Origin of the sequence: Actinacidiphila acidipaludis, from assembly GCF_019890725.1 — a bacterium.
Lineage (GTDB): Bacteria > Actinomycetota > Actinomycetes > Streptomycetales > Streptomycetaceae > Actinacidiphila > Actinacidiphila acidipaludis.
The window spans coordinates 176,955-196,148 of record NZ_JAINZZ010000003.1; the positions used below are offsets into that span (position 1 = coordinate 176,955).

Here is a 19,194-nt window from a genome sequence, read left to right on the forward strand (position 1 = left end):
GTGCCGGATCCCACGCGAGCAGTGCCCCGCCACTGGGGGAGTGCCCTGTACCGGGAAAGTGGTGTCCCGTGGGAAGAATCCGCGTTCTCGTCGTCGACGACCACCGCATCTTCGCCGAGTCCCTGGCCGCCGCGCTCGCCGCGGAGCCGGACGTCGACGTGTCCGCCGCGGGCAGCGGTCCCGCCGCCCAGCGGTGCCTGGACCGGGCCGCGGTCGACAACCGGCGCTACGACGTCCTGCTGGTCGACGCCGACCTCGGCGCCGGGCCGCGTCCGCCGGTGACGCTGGCCGCCGTGCCCTCGCTGACCGCGGGCGCCCGCCCGCTGGAGCCCCGCGACCCGGTCATGGACGGCCTGGCGCTCGTGGAGCGGGTGCGCGCCGAGCACCCGGGAACGCGTACGGTCGTGCTCGCCGAGCGGGACGACCCGCTGCGCGCGGCCCGCGCCCTGCAGGCCGGCGCCTCGGGCTGGGTGGCCAAGGACTGTTCGCTGTCGCGGCTGCTGGCCGTGGTGCGCGGCGTGCTGCGGGACGAGACGCATCTGCCGCCGGCCCTGCTGACCGGTGTGCTGCGGGAGTTGACCTCGGCCCGGCGCAACCGCACCGAGAGCGAGCGGCTGGTGGAGTCGCTGACGCCGCGTGAGCAGGAGGTGCTGCGCTGCATGGTGGCGGGCCTCGGTCGCAAGGCGGTCGCCGAGCGGCTGTTCCTGTCCCCGCACACCGTCCGCACCCACATGCAGAACGTGCTCGGCAAGCTCGGTGTGCACTCCACGCTCGCCGCGGTCGCGTTGGCCCGCCGGGCCGGGGTGGGACCGGTCGAACTGGTGCCGTCAGCCGGGGACGTTGTCGAACGGCGCGGTCAGCTGTCGTAGCAGACCGGCGAGTTCGGTGCGCTGACGGTCGCTGAGTTCGCCGAGGATGGCCCGCTCCTGGGCGAGCAGGCCGGCCAGCGCCTGGTCCGCGCGGTCCTGGCCCTCCGCCGTCAGCCGGACCAGCACCCCGCGCCGGTCGCTGGGGTCCGGAAGCCGTTCGACCAGGCCCTTCTTGGCCAGCCGGTCGATGCGGTTGGTCATCGTGCCCGAGGTGACCAGCGTCTGGGTGAGCAACTGCCCCGGGGAGAGCTGGTAGGGCGCGCCCGCGCGGCGCAGCGACGTCAGGACGTCGAACTCCCAGGGCTCCAGGCTGTGCTCGGCGAACGCCAGCCGCCGTGCCCGGTCCAGGTGACGGGCGAGCCTGCTGACCCGGCTGAGCACCTCAAGCGGTTCCACGTCGAGGTCGGGGCGCTCACGGCGCCATGCAGCGACCAGCCGGTCGACCTCGTCCTCCATGGGATCAGTGTAATAGGTCTGTCGACATGAAGTCTCTTGACATCAAGATACTTGGCGGTGGAGTCTGGAACGAGAGGGCCGCACACCCGGCAGTCCCCCCGCGCCGGTGCGTCGGCTTCGCGAACCACCCCAGGGAGTACGAACGATGCAAGCAGCTCCGACGTGGGACCCGCAACAGTATCTCCGGCACTCCACCCACCGCACCCGCCCCTTTCTCGACCTCCTCGCCCGCATCCCCGACCTGCCCGGCGGCAACTCGCCCCGGATAGCCGACATCGGCTGCGGTCCGGGCAACGTCACCGCGCTGCTCGCCGACCGCTGGCCCAGCGCCCGGATCACCGGCTTCGACAGCTCACGGGAGATGCTGGCCGCCGCCGAGCACTACGCCGGACCCACCGCCGGCGGCGGCAGCCTGGACTTCCGGCGGGCGGACGCCGCCCAGTGGGTCCCCGGCGAGACCTTCGACCTGATCGTGTCCAACGCCGCGCTGCAGTGGGTGCCCGGGCACGCGGACCGCTTCCCCGACTGGCTGGACCGCGTCGCGCCCGGCGGCGCCCTCGCCTTCCAGGTCCCCGGCAACTTCACCGCCCCCAGCCACGCGCTGCTCGCCGAGCTGTGCGAGAGCCCGCGCTGGCGCCACCGGCTGAACGGCCACGGCCGCCGCTACGTCCACATCCTCAGCCCCGCCGACTACCTCGAACGCCTCACCGAGCTCGGCTGCGAGGCCGTCGACGTCTGGGAGAGCACCTACGTGCAACTGCTGCAGGGCGAGGACCCCGTTCTGGACTGGACGACGGGCACCGCGCTGCGGCCGGTGCTCACCGCGCTGGAGGACGACCCGTCCGCGAGCTCGGAGTTCGTCGGCCAGTACCGCGACCTGCTGCGCAAGGCCTACCCGGCCGGGCCGCACGGCACCGTCTTCCCGTTCCGGCGGATCTTCGCCGTCGCCCGCACCGCACAGGAGCCGCGCGCATGATCGCCGCCGTCGACCACGTCCAGCTCGCCGCGCCGCCCGGCAGCGAACCGGAACTGCGCGCCTTCTACACCGGGGTGCTGGGCATGACCGAGCTGCCCAAGCCGCCGGTGCTGGCGGCCCGGGGCGGCTGCTGGTTCGCCGCCGGCGGCGCGGTGCTGCACCTGGGCGTCGAGGAGGACTTCCGGGCCGCCCGCAAGGCCCACCCTGGCCTGCGGGTCACCGGCATCCACGCCTTCGCCGAACGCCTGCGGGACAAGGGCGCGACGGTGGTGTGGGACGACGACCTGCCCGGGCACGCGCGCTTCTACAGCGAGGACCCGGTCGGCAACCGCCTGGAGTTCCTGGAGCCGCTCGCGCCGGACGGCGCCTCCTCCTGACAGCCGGGGGCCTGTCCCGGCACGAAGACCGGGCCGGGCCCCCGGGCGCCGGGGCGCGGCGTGCGCCCGCCCTACAGCGTCAGGAACGCCCCGCCGACCAGCGCGGCACCGGCCGCGGCCAGCGTCCAGGCCGTACGCGGCATCCGCAGGCCGCCGCCGACCACGACCGCGGCCAGCAGCAGCGCCCCGCCCAGCGGCAGCCAGGCGAACAGCACGCCGCCCAGGCCCGCCCTGATCCCGGTGTCGGTGCCGGGCTTGAGCACCACCGGCACGTGCGCGCCGACCTTGTGCCGGACCGGCAGGCTGACCGTCACCTTCGGGCGGGCGGTCGCGGCGCCCTCGGGCATGAACGGGCCGGTGCAGCTCGAGTCGCCGCAGGCGGCCAGCGTCACGGTGCCGCGCTCGCGGCCCTTGGTGAGCATCACGTGCTGGGCGGTCTGCCAGGAGGCCCACACCCCGGAGGCCAGGATCAGCGCGGTGATCGCCCCGAGGCCCAGCACGCGGGCGAGCAGCACCAGACCCCAGGCTCTCTCGGCGACGCGCCGGGAACGGCTCCTCTTGACCATGCGGGCGATCTTTGGCCATGGCATGCCGCCGGGTCAACCTGGGGCCGGCAAGCGGCGGTTCAGCTGTTGTACGTGCTCTGCGCCCGCTCCAGACCGTCGCCGATCAGCGCCTCGACGGCGTCGGCGGCCCGGTCGACGAACCAGTCCAGGTCCTTGCGCTCGGCCGACGAGAAGTCCTTGAGCACGAAGGCGGCCACGTCCATGCGGCCCGGCGGGCGGCCGATGCCGGCCCGCACCCGCAGATAGCCGGCGCCCAGCGACTTGGTGATGGACTTCAGCCCGTTGTGGCCGTTGTCCCCGCCGCCGAGCTTCAGCCGCAGCGTGCCGTAGTCGATGTCCAGCTCGTCGTGGATGGCGACGATCTGCTCGGTCGGCACCTTGTAGAAGTCCTTGAGGGCGGTGACCGGGCCGCCCGACAGGTTCATGTAGGACATCGGCTTGGCCAGCACCACGCGCCGGCTCGACGGTCCCGGCGGGCCGATCCGGCCCTCCAGCACCTGGGCCTGGGTCTTGCCCGAGCGCTTGAAGGTGCCGCCGATCCGCTGGGCGAGCAGGTCGGCGACCATGAAGCCGATGTTGTGCCGGTTGCCCGCGTACTCGGGCCCGGGGTTGCCCAGGCCCACGACCATCCAGGGCCCTGCCATGCTGCTGGGGGTGCTCATCGAAGTCTCCGTCCCGGACATGCGGCCGCCGCCGCACCCCAGGAGGGTACGACGGCGGCCGGTGCTGCGGGTGCAGCGGTCGATCGAGGTGGGATCCGCGGGCGGATCAGGCCTCGGCGGCTTCCTCGCCCTCGGCGGCGGCCGGAGCGGCCTCACCCTCGGCCTCGGCCTCCTCCTCGGTCTCCTCGACCTCGACCTGCGCGGCGACGATCTGGATGACGACCGCGTCCTCGTCGACCGTCAGCGTGGTGCCCTTCGGCAGCTCGATGTCCTTGGCGAGGATCGAGGCGCCGGCCTCCAGGCCCTCGACGGAGACGGTGACGCCCTCGGGGATGTGGGTGGCCTCGGCCTCGACCGGCAGGGCGGCGAGGACGTGCTCCAGCAGGTTGCCGCCCGGGGCCAGCTCGCCCTCGACGGCGATCGGGACCTCGACGCTGACCTTCTCGCCGCGCTTGACGGCCAGCAGGTCGACGTGCTCCAGGAAGCCCTTGATCGGGTCGCGCTGCACGGCCTTGGGGATGACCAGCTCGGACTTGCCGTCGATCTCCAGGGAGATCAGCACGTTGGCGGTGCGCAGCGCGAGCAGCAGCTCGTGGCCGGGCACGGAGACGTGCTTGGGCTCGGCGCCGTGACCGTAGATGACGGCGGGGACCTGGTTGGCGCGGCGCACGCGGCGGGCGGCGCCCTTGCCGAACTCGGTACGCGGCTCGGCGGCGATCTTGACCTCGGCCATGATGCTCAACTCCTCGTGGTGGGGAACCTGGCGGTGGAACAGTCGGTCGCCCGACCCACGACAGGCCGTTCTCCTGCGAGGAGCGCGTCGATAACGGAGGACCGGGTCCGGACACGCGTCCGGGGCCTCCCTCGCCGAGCAACGCGGACAGCGTAACCGGCGGGAAGGCCCCGGACGAAATCGATCAGTGCCCCGGGATCAGTGGGAGTCCTCGAACAGGCTCGTCACCGAGCCGTCCTCGAAGACCTCGCGGACCGCGTTGGCGATGGTGGGCGCCATCGACAGCACGGTGATCTTGTCGAGGTCGAGCTGGCCCGGGGTGGGCAGCGTGTCGGTCAGCACGAACTCGCTCACCTTGGAGTTCTTCAGCCGGTCCGCGGCCGGGCCGGAGAGCACCCCGTGGGTTGCGGTCACGATGACGTCCTCGGCGCCGTTGGCGAACAGCGCGTCGGCGGCGGCGCAGATGGTGCCGCCGGTGTCGATCATGTCGTCGACCAGCACGCACACGCGGCCCTTGACGTCACCGACGACCTCGTGGACCTTCACCTCGTTGGCGATGTTCGGGTCGCGGCGCTTGTGCACGATGGCCAGCGGGGCGCCGAGCCGGTCGCACCAGCGGTCGGCGACGCGGACCCGGCCGGCGTCCGGGGAGACGATCGTCAGCTTGGAGCGGTCGACCTTGGAGCCCACGTAGTCCGCCAGGACCGGCAGCGCGAACAGGTGGTCCACCGGGCCGTCGAAGAAGCCCTGGATCTGGTCGGTGTGCAGGTCGACCGTGAGGATCCGGTCGGCGCCCGCGGTACGGAACAGGTCCGCCACCAGCCGCGCCGAGATCGGCTCGCGGCCGCGGTGCTTCTTGTCCTGCCGGGCGTAGCCGTAGAACGGCACGATCACCGTGATGCTCCGCGCGGAGGCCCGCTTCAGAGCGTCGATCATGATGAGCTGTTCCATGATCCACTGGTTGATCGGGTTGGTGTGGCTCTGGATGAGGAAGCAGTCGGCGCCGCGGGCCGACTCCTCGAACCGCACGTAGATCTCGCCGTTGGCGAAGTCGAAGGCGCGGGTCGGCACGAGCTCGACGCCCAGTTCGCTTGCCACCGCCTCCGCCAGATCGGGGTGGGCGCGGCCGGAGAAGAGCATCAGCTTCTTCTCACCGGTCGTCTTGATCCCGGTCACTGCACCGTCTCCTTGGTGTTCGACTGGTGTTCGACGCAGCGTCGGCCGAGGTTCGGCGAGCTGGCGGAATGGTGTGCAACCCACACGGTACGCCCCATCCGCTGCACCTGTGCACCTCAGAGGCGGTGCTGACCGGTGAGTGAGACGACGCTCACGCGCGCCGTGTGAGACGGTCCTCACACGGCGCGCGCGACGCTCACTCGCTGTCCGGATCCCCCTGCTGAGCGGCGCGTTCGGCCGCCTGGGCGGCGGCGCTGCCGGGACGCTTGCGGGCGACCCAGCCCTCGATGTTGCGCTGCTGCCCGCGGGCGACGGCCAGCGAGCCGGCCGGTACGTCCTTGGTGATCACCGAGCCGGCCGCGGTGTACGCGCCGTCGCCGACCACGACCGGGGCGACGAACATGTTGTCCGAGCCGGTCTTGCAGTAACTGCCGATGGTCGTGTGGTGCTTGGCCTCGCCGTCGTAGTTCACGAAGACGCTGGCCGCGCCGATGTTGGTGTACTCGCCGATGGTGGCGTCGCCCACGTAGCTCAGGTGCGGCACCTTGGTGCCCTCGCCGATGGAGGCGTTCTTCATCTCGACGTAGGTGCCGGCCTTGGCCTTCAGGCCCAGCCGGGTGCCCGGGCGCAGGTAGGCGAAGGGGCCGACGCTGGCCTGCTCGCCGATCTCGGCCTGCAGCGCGACGGTGTTGGACACCGTGGCGCCGGCGCCGACGGCGGTGTCGGTGAGCGTGCAGTTCGGGCCGACCTCGGCGCCGCTGCCCACGCTGGTGGTGCCCATGAGCTGGGTGTTGGGCAGGACCAGGGCGTCCGGCTCGAAGGTGACGTCCACGTCCACCCAGGTGGTCGCCGGGTCCACGATTGTGGCGCCGTCCAGCATCGCCCGGGTCAGCAGCCGGTCGTTGAGCACCCGGCGGGCCTCGGCGAGCTGCACCCGGTTGTTCACGCCCGCGATCTCACGGTGGTCGGGCGCGGTGTAGGCGCCGACCCGGTGGCCGCCCTCGCGCAGGATCGCCAGGGTGTCGGTGAGGTACTCCTCGCCCTGCGAGTTGTCCGTGGTCACCTTGCCGAGCGCCTCGGCCAGCAGCGCCGCGTCGTACGCGTACACACCGGAGTTGATCTCCGTGATGGCCTGCTGGGCGACGCTGGCGTCCTTCTGCTCGACGATCTCGGTGACCTGGCCGTCGGCGGCACGGACGATCCGGCCGTAGCCGGTCGGGTCGGGCACCTGGGCGGTGAGCACGGTGACGGCGTTGCCGTCCGTCTCGTGCAGGCGGACCAGGGTCGCCAGGGTCTCGGCGGTCAGCAGGGGGGTGTCGCCGTAGGTGACGACCAGCGTGCCGTCCAGGACGATGCCCTGCCGGGTCAGCTCCTCCAGGCCCATCCGGACCGCGTGCCCGGTGCCGTTCTGCTCGTGCTGCACGGCGATCAGCGCCTGCGGGTCGAGGGCGCCGAGGTGCTCGCCGACCTGCGCGCGGGCGTGGCCGACGACGACGACGAGATGCTCGGGGTCCAGCGCGCGGGAGGCGGCCACGACATGGCCGACCAGCGAACGTCCGCTGATGGTGTGCAGGACTTTCGGGGTGGCCGACTTCATGCGGGTGCCCTCACCGGCGGCGAGGATGACGACGGCAGCCGGACGGTTGGGGCTCACGACGGAGACTCCTCGGCTTCGGGGTGCTGGACCCCCGCAGGATACCGACGCGGTGTACCGGGGGTGACCGCCGGTCGTACCGGCTCCCCACGACTGCTCCGCCGCCAGGACTCGAACCCGGACTTAAGGCACCAAAAGCCCCAGTGCTGCCAATTACACCACGGCGGATCAACTCGACATCCCGGGCCCGCTGTCGGACCCCGTCGGGACGGTCGGACCCATCATGCCGTACGGGCGGGGGTGGTGGCGACGGTGATCCGGGGTAGACATCCCCGTTGATGGATGAAGGCGGGCCTTACCTCGTGTGGTCCTGTTGCCCGGCCACACCCCGCTGCAATACTTACGGAGCCGTAGGTTCCGTGTGCTTACGCCATCACCAGCTTTGACCTGCCCTCACTTCAGCCGACAAGGGACAGACATGACCACACAGACGGACGTGATCACCGAGTCCCGGGAACCCGGGCCTCAAGGACAGGAGCCGGACAATCCCAGCGCCACCCGAGGTGGCGAGAGCAAGCGCTCGATCGAGCAGATCGCGCTGCTCCTGTTCATCTGCATCCCGTTCGTGGCTCTGGTCGCCGCCGTCCCGCTGGCCTGGGGTCGCGGGATGAGCTGGCTCGACCTGGGGCTCATGGTCGGCATGTACTTCCTGGGCTGCCACGGCATCACCATCGGCTTCCACCGGCACTTCACCCACGGGTCGTTCAAGGCCAAGCGGCCGCTGAAGATCGTGCTGGCGATCGCCGGCTCGATGGCCGTCGAGGGCCCGATCGTGCGCTGGGTCGCCGACCACCGCCGGCACCACAAGTTCAGCGACGCCGAGGGCGACCCGCACAGCCCGTGGCGCTACGGCGAGACGCTGCCCGCGCTGATGAAGGGCCTGTGGTGGGCGCACATGGGCTGGCTCTTCGACGAGGAGCAGACCCCGCAGCAGAAGTACGCGCCCGACCTGATCAAGGACCCGGCCATCCGCCGGATCTCCCGCGACTTCTGGGTGTGGACCGCGGTCTCGCTGCTGATCCCGCCGCTGGTCGGCGGCCTGGTCACCATGTCGTGGTACGGCGCGTTCACCGCGTTCTTCTGGGGTTCGCTCGTCCGGGTGGCGCTGCTGCACCACGTCACCTGGTCCATCAACTCCATCTGCCACGCGGTCGGCAAGCGCCCGTTCAAGTCCCGTGACCGTTCCGGCAACGTGTGGTGGCTGGCGGTCCTGTCCTGCGGCGAGTCGTGGCACAACCTGCACCACGCCGACCCCACGGCCGCCCGGCACGGCGTGCTCCGCGGCCAGATCGACTCCAGCGCCCGCGTCATCCGCTGGTTCGAGCAGGCCGGCTGGGCCACCGACGTCCGCTGGCCGGACGCCGACCGGATCGCTTCCCGCCGCCAGGAGCCGGCGAGCGAAGCGGCATGATGGACATGTGAGCGACCGCAACAACGCACGGGGGACGGCCGGCGGTACCGCGGGCCCGTCGGCGCGACGCGCCCGGCGGGTCCGCATGACCGGCAAGGAACGGCGCGAGCAGCTCCTCGACGTGGGACGGGTGCTCTTCGCCGAGCGCGGCTACGAGGGCACGTCGGTCGAGGAGATCGCGCACCAGGCCGGGGTGTCCAAGCCGGTCGTCTACGAGCACTTCGGCGGCAAGGAAGGCCTCTACGCCGTCGTGGTGGACCGCGAGATGCGCCGCCTGCTGGACATGGTCACCGGCGCGCTGACCGGCGGGCATCCCCGCGAACTCCTGGAACAGGCCGCCTTCGCCCTCCTCGACTACATCGAGCAGTACACCGACGGCTTCCGCATCCTCGTGCGGGACTCGCCCGTCGCCCAGTCGACGGGCACCTTCGCGTCGCTGATCAGCGACATCGCCACCCAGGTCGAGGACATCCTCGGGCACGAGTTCTCCGAGCGCGGCTTCGACGCCAAGCTCGCGTCGCTCTACGCCCAGGCCCTGGTCGGCATGGTGGCGCTCACCGGCCAGTGGTGGCTGGACGCCCAGCACCCCGGCAAGGCCGACGTCGTCGCCCACCTGGTCAACCTGTCCTGGAACGGGCTGTCGGGCCTGGAGCCCCGCCCGCGGCTGATCGGCCACCGCAAGAGCTGACCGGGCGCCGCCCGGACCGCCAGGGACCGGCGCTGACCGGCGCGGACCGCCGCGGACCTCGGCGGACTCCGCGAACGACGAGGGCACCGCCGCGACGCGCGGCGGTGCCCTCGGACGAGCCGGTCCGGAGTGGCGGACCGGCCTCGCGTCTCAGCCGGTGTTGCGCAGACCCGCCGCGACACCGTTGACGGTCAGCAGCAGCGCCCGGGACAGCAGCGGATCCGGCGTCTCGTCGGCCTCCACGGCCGCCCGCTGGCGGGCCAGCAGCGACACCTGCAGGTAGGAGATCGGGTCCAGGTACTGGTCACGGATGCGGAACGTCCGCGACAGCGCCGGGCTGCCGGCCAGCAGCTCGCTCTCCCCGGTGATCCGCAGCACCTCCTGCACGGTCAGGTCGTGCTCCGCCTCGATCGTGGCGAACACGTGCTTGAGCTCGTCGGGCACCAGCGTGTCCACGTAGTGCCGGGCGATCCGCAGGTCGGTCTTGGCCAGCGTCATCTCGACGTTGGACAGGAAGTTGCGGAAGAAGTGCCACCGGCCGAACGCCTCGTCGATCACCGCGTCCAGCCCCGCCTCGCGGGCCGCCTTCAGACCGGACCCGACGCCGTACCAGCCGGGCACGATCTGCCGGGACTGCGTCCAGCCGAACACCCACGGGATCGCCCGCAGGCCGTCCAGACCCGCGCCGGAGTCCGGCCGGCGCGACGGGCGCGAGCCCAGGTGCAGCTCGCCGAGCTGGTCGACCGGCGTGGAGGCGAAGAAGTACGGCGGCAGGTCCGGGTCCTCGACCAGCGCCCGGTACGCCGCGTGCGCCGCCTCCGAGACGATGTCCATCGCCCCGTCCCAGCGGGCCAGCGCCTCGTCGGACTGTCGCGGCGCGGTGTGCATGGCCGACGCCTGCAGCGTCGCCGCGACCGTCAGCTCCAGGTTCTCCCGGGCCAGCGACGGGATCAGGTACTTGTCGGAGATGACCTCGCCCTGCTCGGTCACCTTGATCTCGCCCTCCAGGGTGCCCCAGGGCTGGGCGAGCACCGCGGTGTGCGAGGGGCCGCCGCCGCGGCCGACCGTGCCGCCCCGGCCGTGGAACAGCCGCAGCCGCACCCCGTGCCGGTGCGCGACGTCACGCAGCCGCCGCTGCGCCCGGTGGATCTCCCACTGCGAGGTGGTGATGCCGCCGAACTTCGAGGAGTCGGAGTAGCCGAGCATGACCTCCTGCACGTCGCCGCGCAGCGACACCAGCCGCCGGTAGGACGGGTCGGAGAGCATCTCGTCCAGCAGCTTGTCGGCGATCCGCAGCTCGTCGGTGGTCTCCAGCAGCGGCACGATGCCGATCTTGGCGACCCCGGCGTGCAGGTCGATCAGCCCCGCCTCGCGGGCCAGCACGGCCGCCGCGAAGACGTCGTCGGAGCCCAGGCACATGGAGATGATGTAGGACTCGACGACCTCGGGGCCGAAGCGCTCGAACGCCTCGCTGATGGTGTGGAAGACCCCCAGCGTCTTGGCGCCGGCCGCGTCCAGCGGCGCCGGCGTCGGCGCGAGCGGCCGGCGCGAGCGCAGCTCCTTGGCGAGCAGCTTGCGCCGGTAGTCGCGCGGCATGTCCGCGTACCGCCACGACTCCTCGCCCAGCCGGTCGAAGAGCTGGCCGAGCGCGTGGTGATGGGCCTCGGCGTGCTCGCGCACGTCCATCGTGGCGAGCTGCAGGCCGAACGCGGAGAGCGTGCGGATCGTCCGGTCGAGACGGCCGTCGGCGATCAGGCCGCCGCGGTGCGTCCGCAGCGAGTCCTGGATCAGCTTCAGGTCCTGCAGCAGCCCGCCGGTGCCCAGGTAGTCGCGGCCGGCGACGTGCGGAGTGCCGCCGGCCAGCCGCTCCCGGGTGTTGACGAGCTTCTGGCGGATGCAGGTGGCCTTGAGCCGGTAGGGCTCCTCGGCGTTCAGCCGCTTGTAGCGCGGGCTGATCTCGGGCAGCGCCACCAGGTCGTCGGAGAGGGAGTCCAGCAGCTCCTGGCTCGCGCCGGAGTTGCGGATGGAGTTCGACAAGGCGCCGCGCAGGAAGTCCACCAGCTCCAGCGCGTCGGTGATGCCGTGCTCGTGCTGGAGGATCAGCACGTCCCAGGTGACCTGCGGGGTGACGTTCGGGTTGCCGTCGCGGTCGCCGCCGATCCAGGTGCCGAAGGTCAGCGGGCGGGTCTCCGGCGGCAGCGGGAAGCCGACCCGCTCCAGCTCCGCCGCCAGGTCCTCCAGGACGTCGCCGACCGCACCGGCGTGGAGTTCGTCCAGGTAGTAGATGGCGTTGCGGGCCTCGTCCGCGGGCTCGGGCCGCACCACCCGGAGCTCGTCGGTCTGCCACAGCAGGTCGATGTTCTCGGCCAGCCGCAGGTCGGCACGGCGCCGGTCGCCCGCCGCGTTCGCCGAGCCGTCGCCCTCGCTCTGCTCCAGCAGCTCGGCGATCCGGCGCAGCTTGTTCAGCACCGAGCGGCGGGCCGCCTCGGTCGGGTGCGCGGTGAAGACCGGGCGCACGTTGAGGTTCTTGACCGTCTCGCGCACATGCGCGGGGTCGCCGTCCTTCAGCAGGTCGGCGGTCTGGGCGAGCAGGCCGCCCTCCTCGGCCCGGCGGTCGCGCAGGTCGCGGCCGCGGTGCACCTGCTCGGTGACGTTGGCCAGGTGGAAGTAGGTGGAGAAGGCACGGACCAGCTTGGCGGCGGTCTCCAGGTCGGTGTCGCCGAGAAGGGCGGCGGCTGCCTCGCCGTCGCTGCGGGTCAGCGCCCGCACCTTCTCCACGAGGTCCAGGAGTTCCTGACCCTCCTGCCTGACCAGGGTGCCGCCGAGCAGCTCGCCCAGGCGTCGGATGTCGGCCCGGAGGGCGGTGCTGCTGTCCGGGGGGGTGTCGGCACTGCTCACAGGTGCGGCTCCTTGTGCAGGTGATGGACGGGATGTGACGGAGCACGTCGTGCTCACGGACCGCGCTGTCCGACCCCACCAGGATAAGTGGCGGTCCTGTGGCCGAGACGGGCCGCCCACCAGCCGGACACCCGGACGGGGCCGGTGCGCCGCCCGGCGCACCGCCTACGCTGGACGCCATGAGTACGACGGGGGCGCACGTACCGGACGACGGGGCTGGAGGACGGCCCGGGTCCGGCTGGTGGTGGTGGCCGAGGCGGCGCAGCCTCGTCTTCGACGCGGGTCTGGCCGCGGTGTCGGCGCTGGAGTGCGCCTTCGAGGGCGCCACCTTCGCGCAGAAGACCGGGATCGCGACGACACTCGGCGCGCTCTTCGGCATGCTCGTGGGCGCGGTGCTGCTGCTGCGCCGGCGCTGGCCGGTGGCGGTGGTGCTGGTCGGCATCGCGGTCAGCCCGGCCCAGATGGGCTTCCTGCTCTCCCTCGTCGGCCTCTACACGCTCGCGGCCTCCGAGGTGCCGCGGCGCATCACCGTCGCGCTCGCCTCGATGAACGGCTTCGGCACGATGCTGGTGGCGTTCCTCAACTTCGAGGACAGCATGCGCGACTCCGGCAGCCACTCGATGACGATGCTGGTGACGCTGATCGTCTCCGCGCTGATGGCGCTCGGACTGACCGCGCCGCCGGTGCTGCTCGGCCTGTACGTGCGGGCCAGGCGGCGGCTGGTGGAGAGCCTGCGGGAGCGGGCCGACGGCCTGGAGCGCGAGCTGGAACTGCTCGCGGAGAAGGCGCTGGAGCGGGCCGAGCGGGCCCGCGCCGACGAGCGCACCCGGATCGCGCGCGAGATGCACGACGTCGTCGCCCACCGGGTCAGCCTGATGGTGGTGCACGCGGCCGCGCTCAAGGCCGTCGCCCTCAAGGACCCGCAGAAGGCGTCCGCGAGCGCGGAACTGCTGGGCGACATGGGGCGGCAGGCGCTGACCGAGCTGCGGCAGATGCTCGGTGTGCTGCGCACCGCCTCGGTCGCCGTGTCCGGCACGGCGGCCGGGACCGGGGCCTCGTCCTCCTCGGTCCCGGACGGCGCCACCGTGGTCGCGGTGGCCGGCGCCGCCCTGACGGCCGCGGGGACCGAGGAGGACGAGGGCCCCTGCCTGGAACAGCTCGCCGCACTGGTGGAGGAGTCGGCGGCGGCCGGCATGGGCGTGGAGTTCCTGACCGAGGGCGAGTCCCGGCCGTGCGGCAAGCGGATCGAGGCGACCGTCTACCGCGTGGTGCAGGAAGCGCTGACCAATGTGCACAAGCACGCGGCCGGCGCCAAGGCGCGCGTCCTGCTCGTCTACCGCGAGGCCGAGGTGGCGGTGCTGATCACCAATGGCCCGTCGGACGGATCGGCTCCCACCCGGCTGCCCAGCGGGGGCCACGGCCTGGTCGGCATGCGCGAGCGTGTCACCTCCCACGGCGGCGGCTTCGCCGCCGGGCCGACCCCCGAAGGCGGCTTCCGGGTCTCCGCGATGATCCCGCTCGCGGCCGTCTGAACCCTCAGCGGGTGGCCGGGGGGCCTGATCCTCAGGGGAGTGGCCAGGGACCCGTATGACGCTCAGGGCGCGGCCGGGGGCCGGGTGAGCCTCAGGGCGCGTCGGGCTGCTCCGGCACCTCGGGCACCTCGGGCTGCTCCGGCGGCTCGGGGTCCCGGCCGGTGAGCGCGGCCAGGGTGCTGCGGATGTGGGCCAGATGGGCCCGGATCTCGTCCCGGTGCTGCTCGTGCTCGCGCAGCGTGCGTTCCGCCTCGCGGCGCACCCGCTCCTCGTGGACCCGGGCCTGCGACAGCAACGCGGTCGCGCGCGCCTCGGCGTCGGCCTGCTGGGTGCGCAGCGCCTCCTCCGCCTCGGTCCGCTCCCGGTTCGCCTCCTCCAGCCGCCGCTCGGCGTCCGCCAGCAGGTCGGCCAGCCGGCCGTCCACCACGGCCTCGCGCTCGGCGAGCTCCCGCTCCAGCACGTCCAGCCGGCTCTGCCGCGCCTGGTCCGCCTCGTCCTTCTCCCGGCCGAGCCGCGCCTGCACCCCCTCCATCGCCGAGGTGGCCTCGCCGCGCACGGCGTCCGCCTCGGCGCGGGCCTGCCCGAGGATCTCCGCGGCCCGCCCGCACGCCTCGTCCATGACGGCCTGCGCCTGGTCCTCGGCGGCGGCCAGCCGTGCGGAGGCCGCGGCGCGGGCCTCGTCCTGGAGGGCGCGACGTGCGGTGTCCGCGGCGTCCCGGGCGTACTGGGCCTCGGTCTCGGCCCGTTCGCGGACCGCCGCGGCCTCCTCCTCCACCGTCCGCAGCAGGTCCACCGCGCCGGGCCCGAGGGACTCGTAGCCCGTCGCCGCCAGCGCGTCCACCTGCCGGCGCAGCGCCGTGCACTCGGCGTCCATCTCGTTCGCCAGGACGGTCAGCCGGGCCGCCCGCTCCCATGCCGCGTCCCGGTCCTCGGAAAGCTCGTCCAGGAAGCGGTCCACCTGGTCGGGGCGGTACCCGCGGCCGCGGACCGTGGAGAACCGCCCCTCCGCTGCTTCCGGTGTGGTCGTGTCACTGCTCATGCCGTGTGCCCCTCGCCGTCGGGCCGGTCCGCGTCATGGCGCCTGGTCGCGCGCTGTCCCCTTGTCCGGATATGACCGAATTGTACGGGCTACGCCACTCCCGTCCCTCTCCTACCCCGCGACGCGCCGGACAACGAAAGGGCCGGGTGGAGGGGTTCCTCCACCCGGCCCTTTCGTCCCGCCGCCGCGGGCGCGGCGCACGGCATGACGTGCCGTTACAGCAGTCCGTCCAGAGCAGCCCGTCTAGAGCAGCCCGTCCCACATCTGCTCGATGAGCACCGACCACCAGTTGTCCGGCGAGGCGATGGCCGCCGGGTCCTGCGCGGCGAGCTGCGCCTGGAAGTCGACCGTCCAGCGGCCGGCCTGCTCCGGCGTCAGCCCGAGCCGCAGCCGCCACATCCGGCCCAGCAGCGCCAGGCAGCGGGCGAACTCCGGCAGGCTGGAGTTCACGAACTGCGGCGCCTGCGCGGGCGTGCCGCCCGGACCGGCCTCCAGCGGCACCGCCACGATGTGCGCGGTCCCGTACTGCACGCAGAGCTGACGGCCGAAGTCGTTGCCCATGACGAGGTACGAGCCCGCGTCGGCGGCCGCCTGCACACCGCGCTGCGCCGCCAGTTCGGCCAGCGTCGGCACCGGCTGCCCCGGCTGGGCCTGCGCCCAGAAGAAGGGCCCGAAGTCCACCGGCAGCCCGGCCCACACCAGCGTCTGCGCGACGATGTCCGGCACGCCGGCCCGCGAGACCGCGCGCTGGTCGAAGCGGAACACCGCCTGCGGGCCGAACGCGCCCGCCAGCTCCTGCCCGATGACGTCCAGACCCACCGGCGGCACCCGCACCACGGAGTGGGCGTCCGGCATCGGGACGCGCTGCGGCTGCGGACGGGCGGGCGCACCCGCCACCTGGTGCAGTTCGCCCTGGTGCGTCAGCAGGTGCTGGACACCCTGCCGGCGCCCGGCGTGGTCACGGCCGTAGGGCGCGGTGTGGCTGATCCGCACCTGCGGCCAGGTCTCCCGCACCATCCGGGCGCAGTAGCCGCCCGGCAGGTCGCACGACTCCAGCTCGGTGTGCAGCTCCAGTACCTGCTCCGGGCGGATGTTCATCGACCGCAGCTCGTGCAGGATCTGCCACTCCGGGTGCGGCGTACCGGGCGCAGAACGGCGGATGAGCTGCTGCTCGCTGCCGTCCTGACCGCGGTAGCGCAGCACGGCCATGTAACCGGGCCCGACCGTGGGCACGGCGGGGCCGCCCTGCGGGTACCCGTAGGCCGGCGGCGGGGGTGGCGGTGCGCCCGCGCCCGGTCCCGGCGGCGGGGTGCCGGGACCGGCGAGCATCGTCGCCGCGTAGTGCGGGTTGCCCGGTGCCGGGGGAGGTGGCGGCGGACCGCCCGCGCCCGGTCCGGGGGGCGGGACGCCCGGTCCGGCGAGCATGGTGGCGGCGTAGTGCGGGTTGCCGGGTCCGGGCGGCGGAGTGCCGTTGCCCGGCGGCGGGGGCGGCGGAGTGCCCGCGCCCGGTGCCGGGGGAGGCGGCGGTGGGCCGCCCGCGCCCGGCCCCGGCGGGGGAGTGCCGGGTGCGGCCAGCATCGTCGCCGCGTAGTGCGGGTCGTTGCCCGCGGGCGGGGCGGGCGGGGACCCGGGCCCCTGAGGCGGGGTGTTCGGCCCGGGCGAGGCCATCATGGTCGCCGCGTACGCCGGGTTGCCCGCGGCGGGCGGCGGGGGCGGCGCGTCCGCGGCGGGCTGCGGCGGACCGGCCGCCGGCGGCACGCTGCCGCGCGGGGCCCTGGCGGTCTCCAGGTCGGCGATGTCCGCAGCGCCGGGCACGTGCGGTGCGGGCGCGGCGGGGCCGCCCTGCGGATACCCGTACGACCCGTACGCGGGCGGCACAGGGGGAGTGCCCGCGCCCGGTCCGGGGGGCGGGTAGCCCACGCCCGGGGGCGGCGGCAGCGGGACGGCGGGGCCGCCCGGCGGCGGGTACGGCGAGCCGCCCATGGTGTGCGGGACGCCCTGCGCGGGCGGCGCGGGCGGGCCCTCCGCGGGGGCGATCATCGTCGGGGGCAGGGCGCTGCCCTGCGGCAGCAGTTCGGTCCGCGCCTCGGCGGCGGCGCCGGGCCCGTCCGGCCGCCGGCCGGTCTCGCTGATCGGCGGCGCGAAGACGGTGGCGGGCACCGCGACGGACGAGCCCTGCCCCGAGTCGCTGACCGTCTTCCCGGCCCAGCCGCCGCCGTCGTCGGCGGAGGCGGCGGGGGTGGGGGTGTCACCGGGCTTGCGGTAGTCGATCCCGCCGGACGGGGCGGAGTCCTGGCCGGGCCTGCGGTAGTCGATCCCGACGGACGGGGTCGCGGAACCTGTGTCGGCCGATCCGGCACCGGCGGCGGCTGCGAGGCCTGCCTGCGCCGGTACCCCCGCACCGCCGGACGCGCCTGCGTCGGCCGTGGCGGGGTCGCCCGTCGCGCGCTGGGGCCTGCGGTAGTCGATTCCGCCGGACGGTGTGGATCCGAGGTCGGCCGCGCCGGCACCCGGGGCGGTGAGGCCCGGGCCTGGGTCGGCCGTGGCGGGGTCGCTCGTGGCGTGTTCGGGCCTGCGGTAGTCGATGCCGCCGGACGGGGTGGATCCGAGGTCGGCCGCGCCGGCACCCGCGCCGGCTGCCAAGCCTGCCTGCGCCGGTACCCCCGCGCCGCCGGACGACGTGCCCGCACCCGCGCCGGAGGCGTCCCTGCGGCGGTCGGGGATGCCCATCCGGTCGGCGGCGTCCTGCAGCCACTGCGGCGGGCTCAGCAGGAAGGACGTGGCCTCCAGGTCGATGCGCTGGGGCGGTTCCGGAACCGCGTCGTTCGGCACGGCGCCGTACTCCTCCTCGTAGCGGCGGACGAGTTCACCGACGGGCAGGGCCGGCCACAGCGTGGCCTCGCCGCTGTCCCGGGCGATGATCACCCGGACCAGGCCGTCGTCGGTCAGCGGCCCGCCCTCGCGGGTCTCGGACCACACCACGAAGCCGAGGTCGAACTCGCGGACCCGGACCTCCCGGGCCTGGTACGACGGGACGTCGCCGTTGATCCAGCGCTCGGCGCGCTCCTGCGCCTCTGCGAAGGTCACCATCGCGGCCTCACCCCTCCACCGGGACGGCGGTCGCGAACCCGCCGTCCACCATCAGGTTCGCCACCGTCTCCAGCTCCGGCGGGTTGCCCGCCAGCCGCAGCAGGAACTCGTCCAGCGAGTCGCCGCAGGGCAGCAGCAGTTCGGCGACCCGGTCCGCCGGGGAATCCCAGCGCTCGCCGTCGCGGATGTCGTCGTACGCGCAGAACCAGACGGAACCGAACCGGTCGCCCTTCACCTTGACGGCGAGCACGCCGCCCTGGAGATAGCCGATCGCCAGGTAGTCCTTCGTCAGGTGGTCGCGCAGGCACTTGTTGACGTAGATCAGGTCGTTGACCGCGGCGTCGTCGCGCACGGTGAAGAACGGCTGGTCGAGCAGCAGGCCGAGTTCGGGGTCGAGGGCCACGCCCTTGGGGGCGCAGCCGCCGGCCGCCTTGAGGAAGGTGCGGTAGGCGCCGGGCAGCCGGTAGCCCAGCTCCTCCTCGACGTCGCACACCTGCTGCTCCGTCACGGCCACCGCGTCCTTGGGCAGGCCGAAGTGCACCGGGCGGGTCTCCTGGAGCGGGCGGGTGCCGCGCTTGGCGTGGTCGGCGGTGGAGGTCGCCAGGCCACCGTGGTGCCGCAGCAGCGCCTTGACCTCGACGGGTATCAACTCCAGGCGGCGCGTGCCGTGCACGTGGTGCCACGTCCAGCCGTGCGGGGTGGCGACGGGGGACAGGCTGCCCCACAGCTCGTGCCCGGCGGCGTGCAGCGCCGCGTTGGCCGACACGTGGTCGGTCAGCCGCAGTTCGTCGACGCCGAAGCCCTCGGGGGGTTCGGCGATCTCGGCGGCGGCGCGGGCGTACGGGGAGAAGTCGGGGTAGCCGTCGTCGTCGACCCAGACGCCCTGCGGGTGTCTGGCCGCGCGGACCGGGTCGGGAAAGTGCACGACCTGTCCGGAGTAGGCCGCGTTGGGCGGCGCGGAGTGCTCCGCGGCTCCGGGCCCGGGAGGTGCTCCCAGCCCTTGCCGGCCTGTCGTCATGGCGGTTGCCCCCTGCTGCATCTGGCTGATGACGACAGCCTAGGGGGTG

At 73.4% G+C, this 19,194-nt stretch carries 16 protein-coding genes and 1 tRNA gene; 6 read left to right on the forward strand and 11 right to left on the reverse strand.

Annotation, left to right across the window (positions count from 1 at the left end; genetic code table 11):
• Nucleotides 1-68: 68 nt before the first annotated feature.
• Nucleotides 69-869, forward strand: a complete 801-nt coding sequence (locus tag K7862_RS04100) for a response regulator transcription factor (protein ID WP_222960683.1) — start codon at nt 69-71, stop codon at nt 867-869.
• Here the strand turns inward: K7862_RS04100 and K7862_RS04105 are convergent.
• Nucleotides 828-1,325 (reverse strand): MarR family winged helix-turn-helix transcriptional regulator, encoded by a 498-nt coding sequence (locus K7862_RS04105; protein WP_222960684.1) that lies wholly within the window; start codon nt 1,323-1,325, stop codon nt 828-830. The two genes, K7862_RS04100 and K7862_RS04105, sit on opposite strands and share 42 nt — an antisense overlap.
• 145 nt (nt 1,326-1,470) lie before the next feature.
• On the opposite strand from K7862_RS04105, the gene K7862_RS04110 reads away from it, so the two are divergent.
• Entirely contained in the window at nt 1,471-2,301 is an 831-nt protein-coding gene (locus K7862_RS04110) for a trans-aconitate 2-methyltransferase (protein ID WP_222960685.1), read from the forward strand.
• Complete coding sequence (locus K7862_RS04115) at nt 2,298-2,678, forward strand: VOC family protein (protein ID WP_222960686.1); 381 nt, start codon at nt 2,298-2,300, stop codon at nt 2,676-2,678. Before K7862_RS04110 ends, K7862_RS04115 begins: the two co-directional genes overlap by 4 nt.
• A 71-nt stretch (nt 2,679-2,749) precedes the next feature.
• Here K7862_RS04115 and K7862_RS04120 read toward each other — a convergent pair whose 3' ends face one another.
• From K7862_RS04120 to K7862_RS04145, 6 genes are all read right to left on the reverse strand, one after another.
• Nucleotides 2,750-3,244 carry a hypothetical protein gene (locus K7862_RS04120; RefSeq protein WP_222960687.1) on the reverse strand — a complete coding sequence of 165 codons (495 nt, stop codon included), beginning with the start codon at nt 3,242-3,244 and terminating at the stop codon, nt 2,750-2,752.
• A 59-nt stretch (nt 3,245-3,303) separates the two neighbouring features.
• On the reverse strand, nt 3,304-3,906 hold the full coding sequence (pth, locus tag K7862_RS04125; protein ID WP_222960689.1) for an aminoacyl-tRNA hydrolase: 603 nt from the start codon (nt 3,904-3,906) through the stop codon (nt 3,304-3,306).
• A gap of 106 nt (nt 3,907-4,012) precedes the next feature.
• Complete coding sequence (locus tag K7862_RS04130) at nt 4,013-4,639, reverse strand: 50S ribosomal protein L25/general stress protein Ctc (protein WP_222960691.1); 627 nt, start codon at nt 4,637-4,639, stop codon at nt 4,013-4,015.
• 198 nt (nt 4,640-4,837) lie between these two features.
• Nucleotides 4,838-5,815, reverse strand: coding sequence for a ribose-phosphate diphosphokinase (locus K7862_RS04135; protein ID WP_222960694.1), 978 nt, complete (start codon nt 5,813-5,815; stop codon nt 4,838-4,840).
• Nucleotides 5,816-6,011: 196 nt separating this feature from the next.
• Nucleotides 6,012-7,469 (reverse strand): bifunctional UDP-N-acetylglucosamine diphosphorylase/glucosamine-1-phosphate N-acetyltransferase GlmU, encoded by a 1,458-nt coding sequence (gene glmU / locus K7862_RS04140; protein ID WP_222960699.1) that lies wholly within the window; start codon nt 7,467-7,469, stop codon nt 6,012-6,014.
• A gap of 96 nt (nt 7,470-7,565) precedes the next feature.
• Nucleotides 7,566-7,637 (reverse strand) — tRNA-Gln (locus K7862_RS04145).
• Nucleotides 7,638-7,887: 250 nt separating this feature from the next.
• On the opposite strand from K7862_RS04145, the gene K7862_RS04150 reads away from it, so the two are divergent.
• Complete coding sequence (locus K7862_RS04150) at nt 7,888-8,880, forward strand: acyl-CoA desaturase (protein WP_222960700.1); 993 nt, start codon at nt 7,888-7,890, stop codon at nt 8,878-8,880.
• A gap of 85 nt (nt 8,881-8,965) precedes the next feature.
• On the forward strand, nt 8,966-9,568 hold the full coding sequence (locus K7862_RS04155; RefSeq protein WP_262412659.1) for a TetR family transcriptional regulator: 603 nt from the start codon (nt 8,966-8,968) through the stop codon (nt 9,566-9,568).
• 150 nt (nt 9,569-9,718) lie between these two features.
• Here the strand turns inward: K7862_RS04155 and ppc are convergent, their stop codons facing one another.
• Nucleotides 9,719-12,466 carry a phosphoenolpyruvate carboxylase gene (gene ppc, locus K7862_RS04160; protein WP_222960702.1) on the reverse strand — a complete coding sequence of 916 codons (2,748 nt, stop codon included), beginning with the start codon at nt 12,464-12,466 and terminating at the stop codon, nt 9,719-9,721.
• 179 nt (nt 12,467-12,645) lie between these two features.
• On the opposite strand from ppc, the gene K7862_RS04165 reads away from it, so the two are divergent.
• The gene (locus tag K7862_RS04165; RefSeq protein ID WP_222960703.1) at nt 12,646-13,998 is read left to right on the forward strand and encodes a sensor histidine kinase; all 1,353 of its coding nucleotides are present in this window, start codon (nt 12,646-12,648) and stop codon (nt 13,996-13,998) included.
• Between the two features lie 91 nt (nt 13,999-14,089).
• Here K7862_RS04165 and K7862_RS04170 read toward each other — a convergent pair whose 3' ends face one another.
• The 3 genes from K7862_RS04170 to K7862_RS04180 all read right to left on the reverse strand — a co-directional run bounded on the left by K7862_RS04170 (nt 14,090) and on the right by K7862_RS04180 (nt 19,145).
• Entirely contained in the window at nt 14,090-15,037 is a 948-nt protein-coding gene (locus K7862_RS04170) for a DivIVA domain-containing protein (protein ID WP_222960704.1), read from the reverse strand.
• A 243-nt stretch (nt 15,038-15,280) separates the two neighbouring features.
• Nucleotides 15,281-18,127 (reverse strand): SUKH-4 family immunity protein, encoded by a 2,847-nt coding sequence (locus K7862_RS04175; RefSeq protein ID WP_222960705.1) that lies wholly within the window; start codon nt 18,125-18,127, stop codon nt 15,281-15,283.
• A gap of 7 nt (nt 18,128-18,134) precedes the next feature.
• Nucleotides 18,135-19,145 (reverse strand): HNH endonuclease, encoded by a 1,011-nt coding sequence (locus K7862_RS04180; RefSeq protein WP_222960706.1) that lies wholly within the window; start codon nt 19,143-19,145, stop codon nt 18,135-18,137.
• Nucleotides 19,146-19,194 lie beyond the last annotated feature (49 nt).

Bases quoted from the DNA above. Each gene is read 5' to 3' on its own strand.
- K7862_RS04105 (WP_222960684.1), bottom strand. From the start codon at position 1,325: ATGGAGGACGAGGTCGACCGGCTGGTCGCTGCATGGCGCCGTGAGCGC.
- K7862_RS04110 (WP_222960685.1), top strand. From the start codon at position 1,471: ATGCAAGCAGCTCCGACGTGGGACCCGCAACAGTATCTCCGGCACTCC.
- K7862_RS04115 (WP_222960686.1), top strand. From the start codon at position 2,298: ATGATCGCCGCCGTCGACCACGTCCAGCTCGCCGCGCCGCCCGGCAGC.
- K7862_RS04120 (WP_222960687.1), bottom strand. From the start codon at position 3,244: ATGGTCAAGAGGAGCCGTTCCCGGCGCGTCGCCGAGAGAGCCTGGGGT.
- pth (WP_222960689.1), bottom strand. From the start codon at position 3,906: ATGAGCACCCCCAGCAGCATGGCAGGGCCCTGGATGGTCGTGGGCCTG.
- K7862_RS04130 (WP_222960691.1), bottom strand. From the start codon at position 4,639: ATGGCCGAGGTCAAGATCGCCGCCGAGCCGCGTACCGAGTTCGGCAAG.
- K7862_RS04150 (WP_222960700.1), top strand. From the start codon at position 7,888: ATGACCACACAGACGGACGTGATCACCGAGTCCCGGGAACCCGGGCCT.
- K7862_RS04155 (WP_262412659.1), top strand. From the start codon at position 8,966: ATGACCGGCAAGGAACGGCGCGAGCAGCTCCTCGACGTGGGACGGGTG.
- K7862_RS04165 (WP_222960703.1), top strand. From the start codon at position 12,646: ATGAGTACGACGGGGGCGCACGTACCGGACGACGGGGCTGGAGGACGG.
- K7862_RS04170 (WP_222960704.1), bottom strand. From the start codon at position 15,037: ATGAGCAGTGACACGACCACACCGGAAGCAGCGGAGGGGCGGTTCTCC.
- K7862_RS04175 (WP_222960705.1), bottom strand. From the start codon at position 18,127: ATGGTGACCTTCGCAGAGGCGCAGGAGCGCGCCGAGCGCTGGATCAAC.
- K7862_RS04180 (WP_222960706.1), bottom strand. From the start codon at position 19,145: ATGACGACAGGCCGGCAAGGGCTGGGAGCACCTCCCGGGCCCGGAGCC.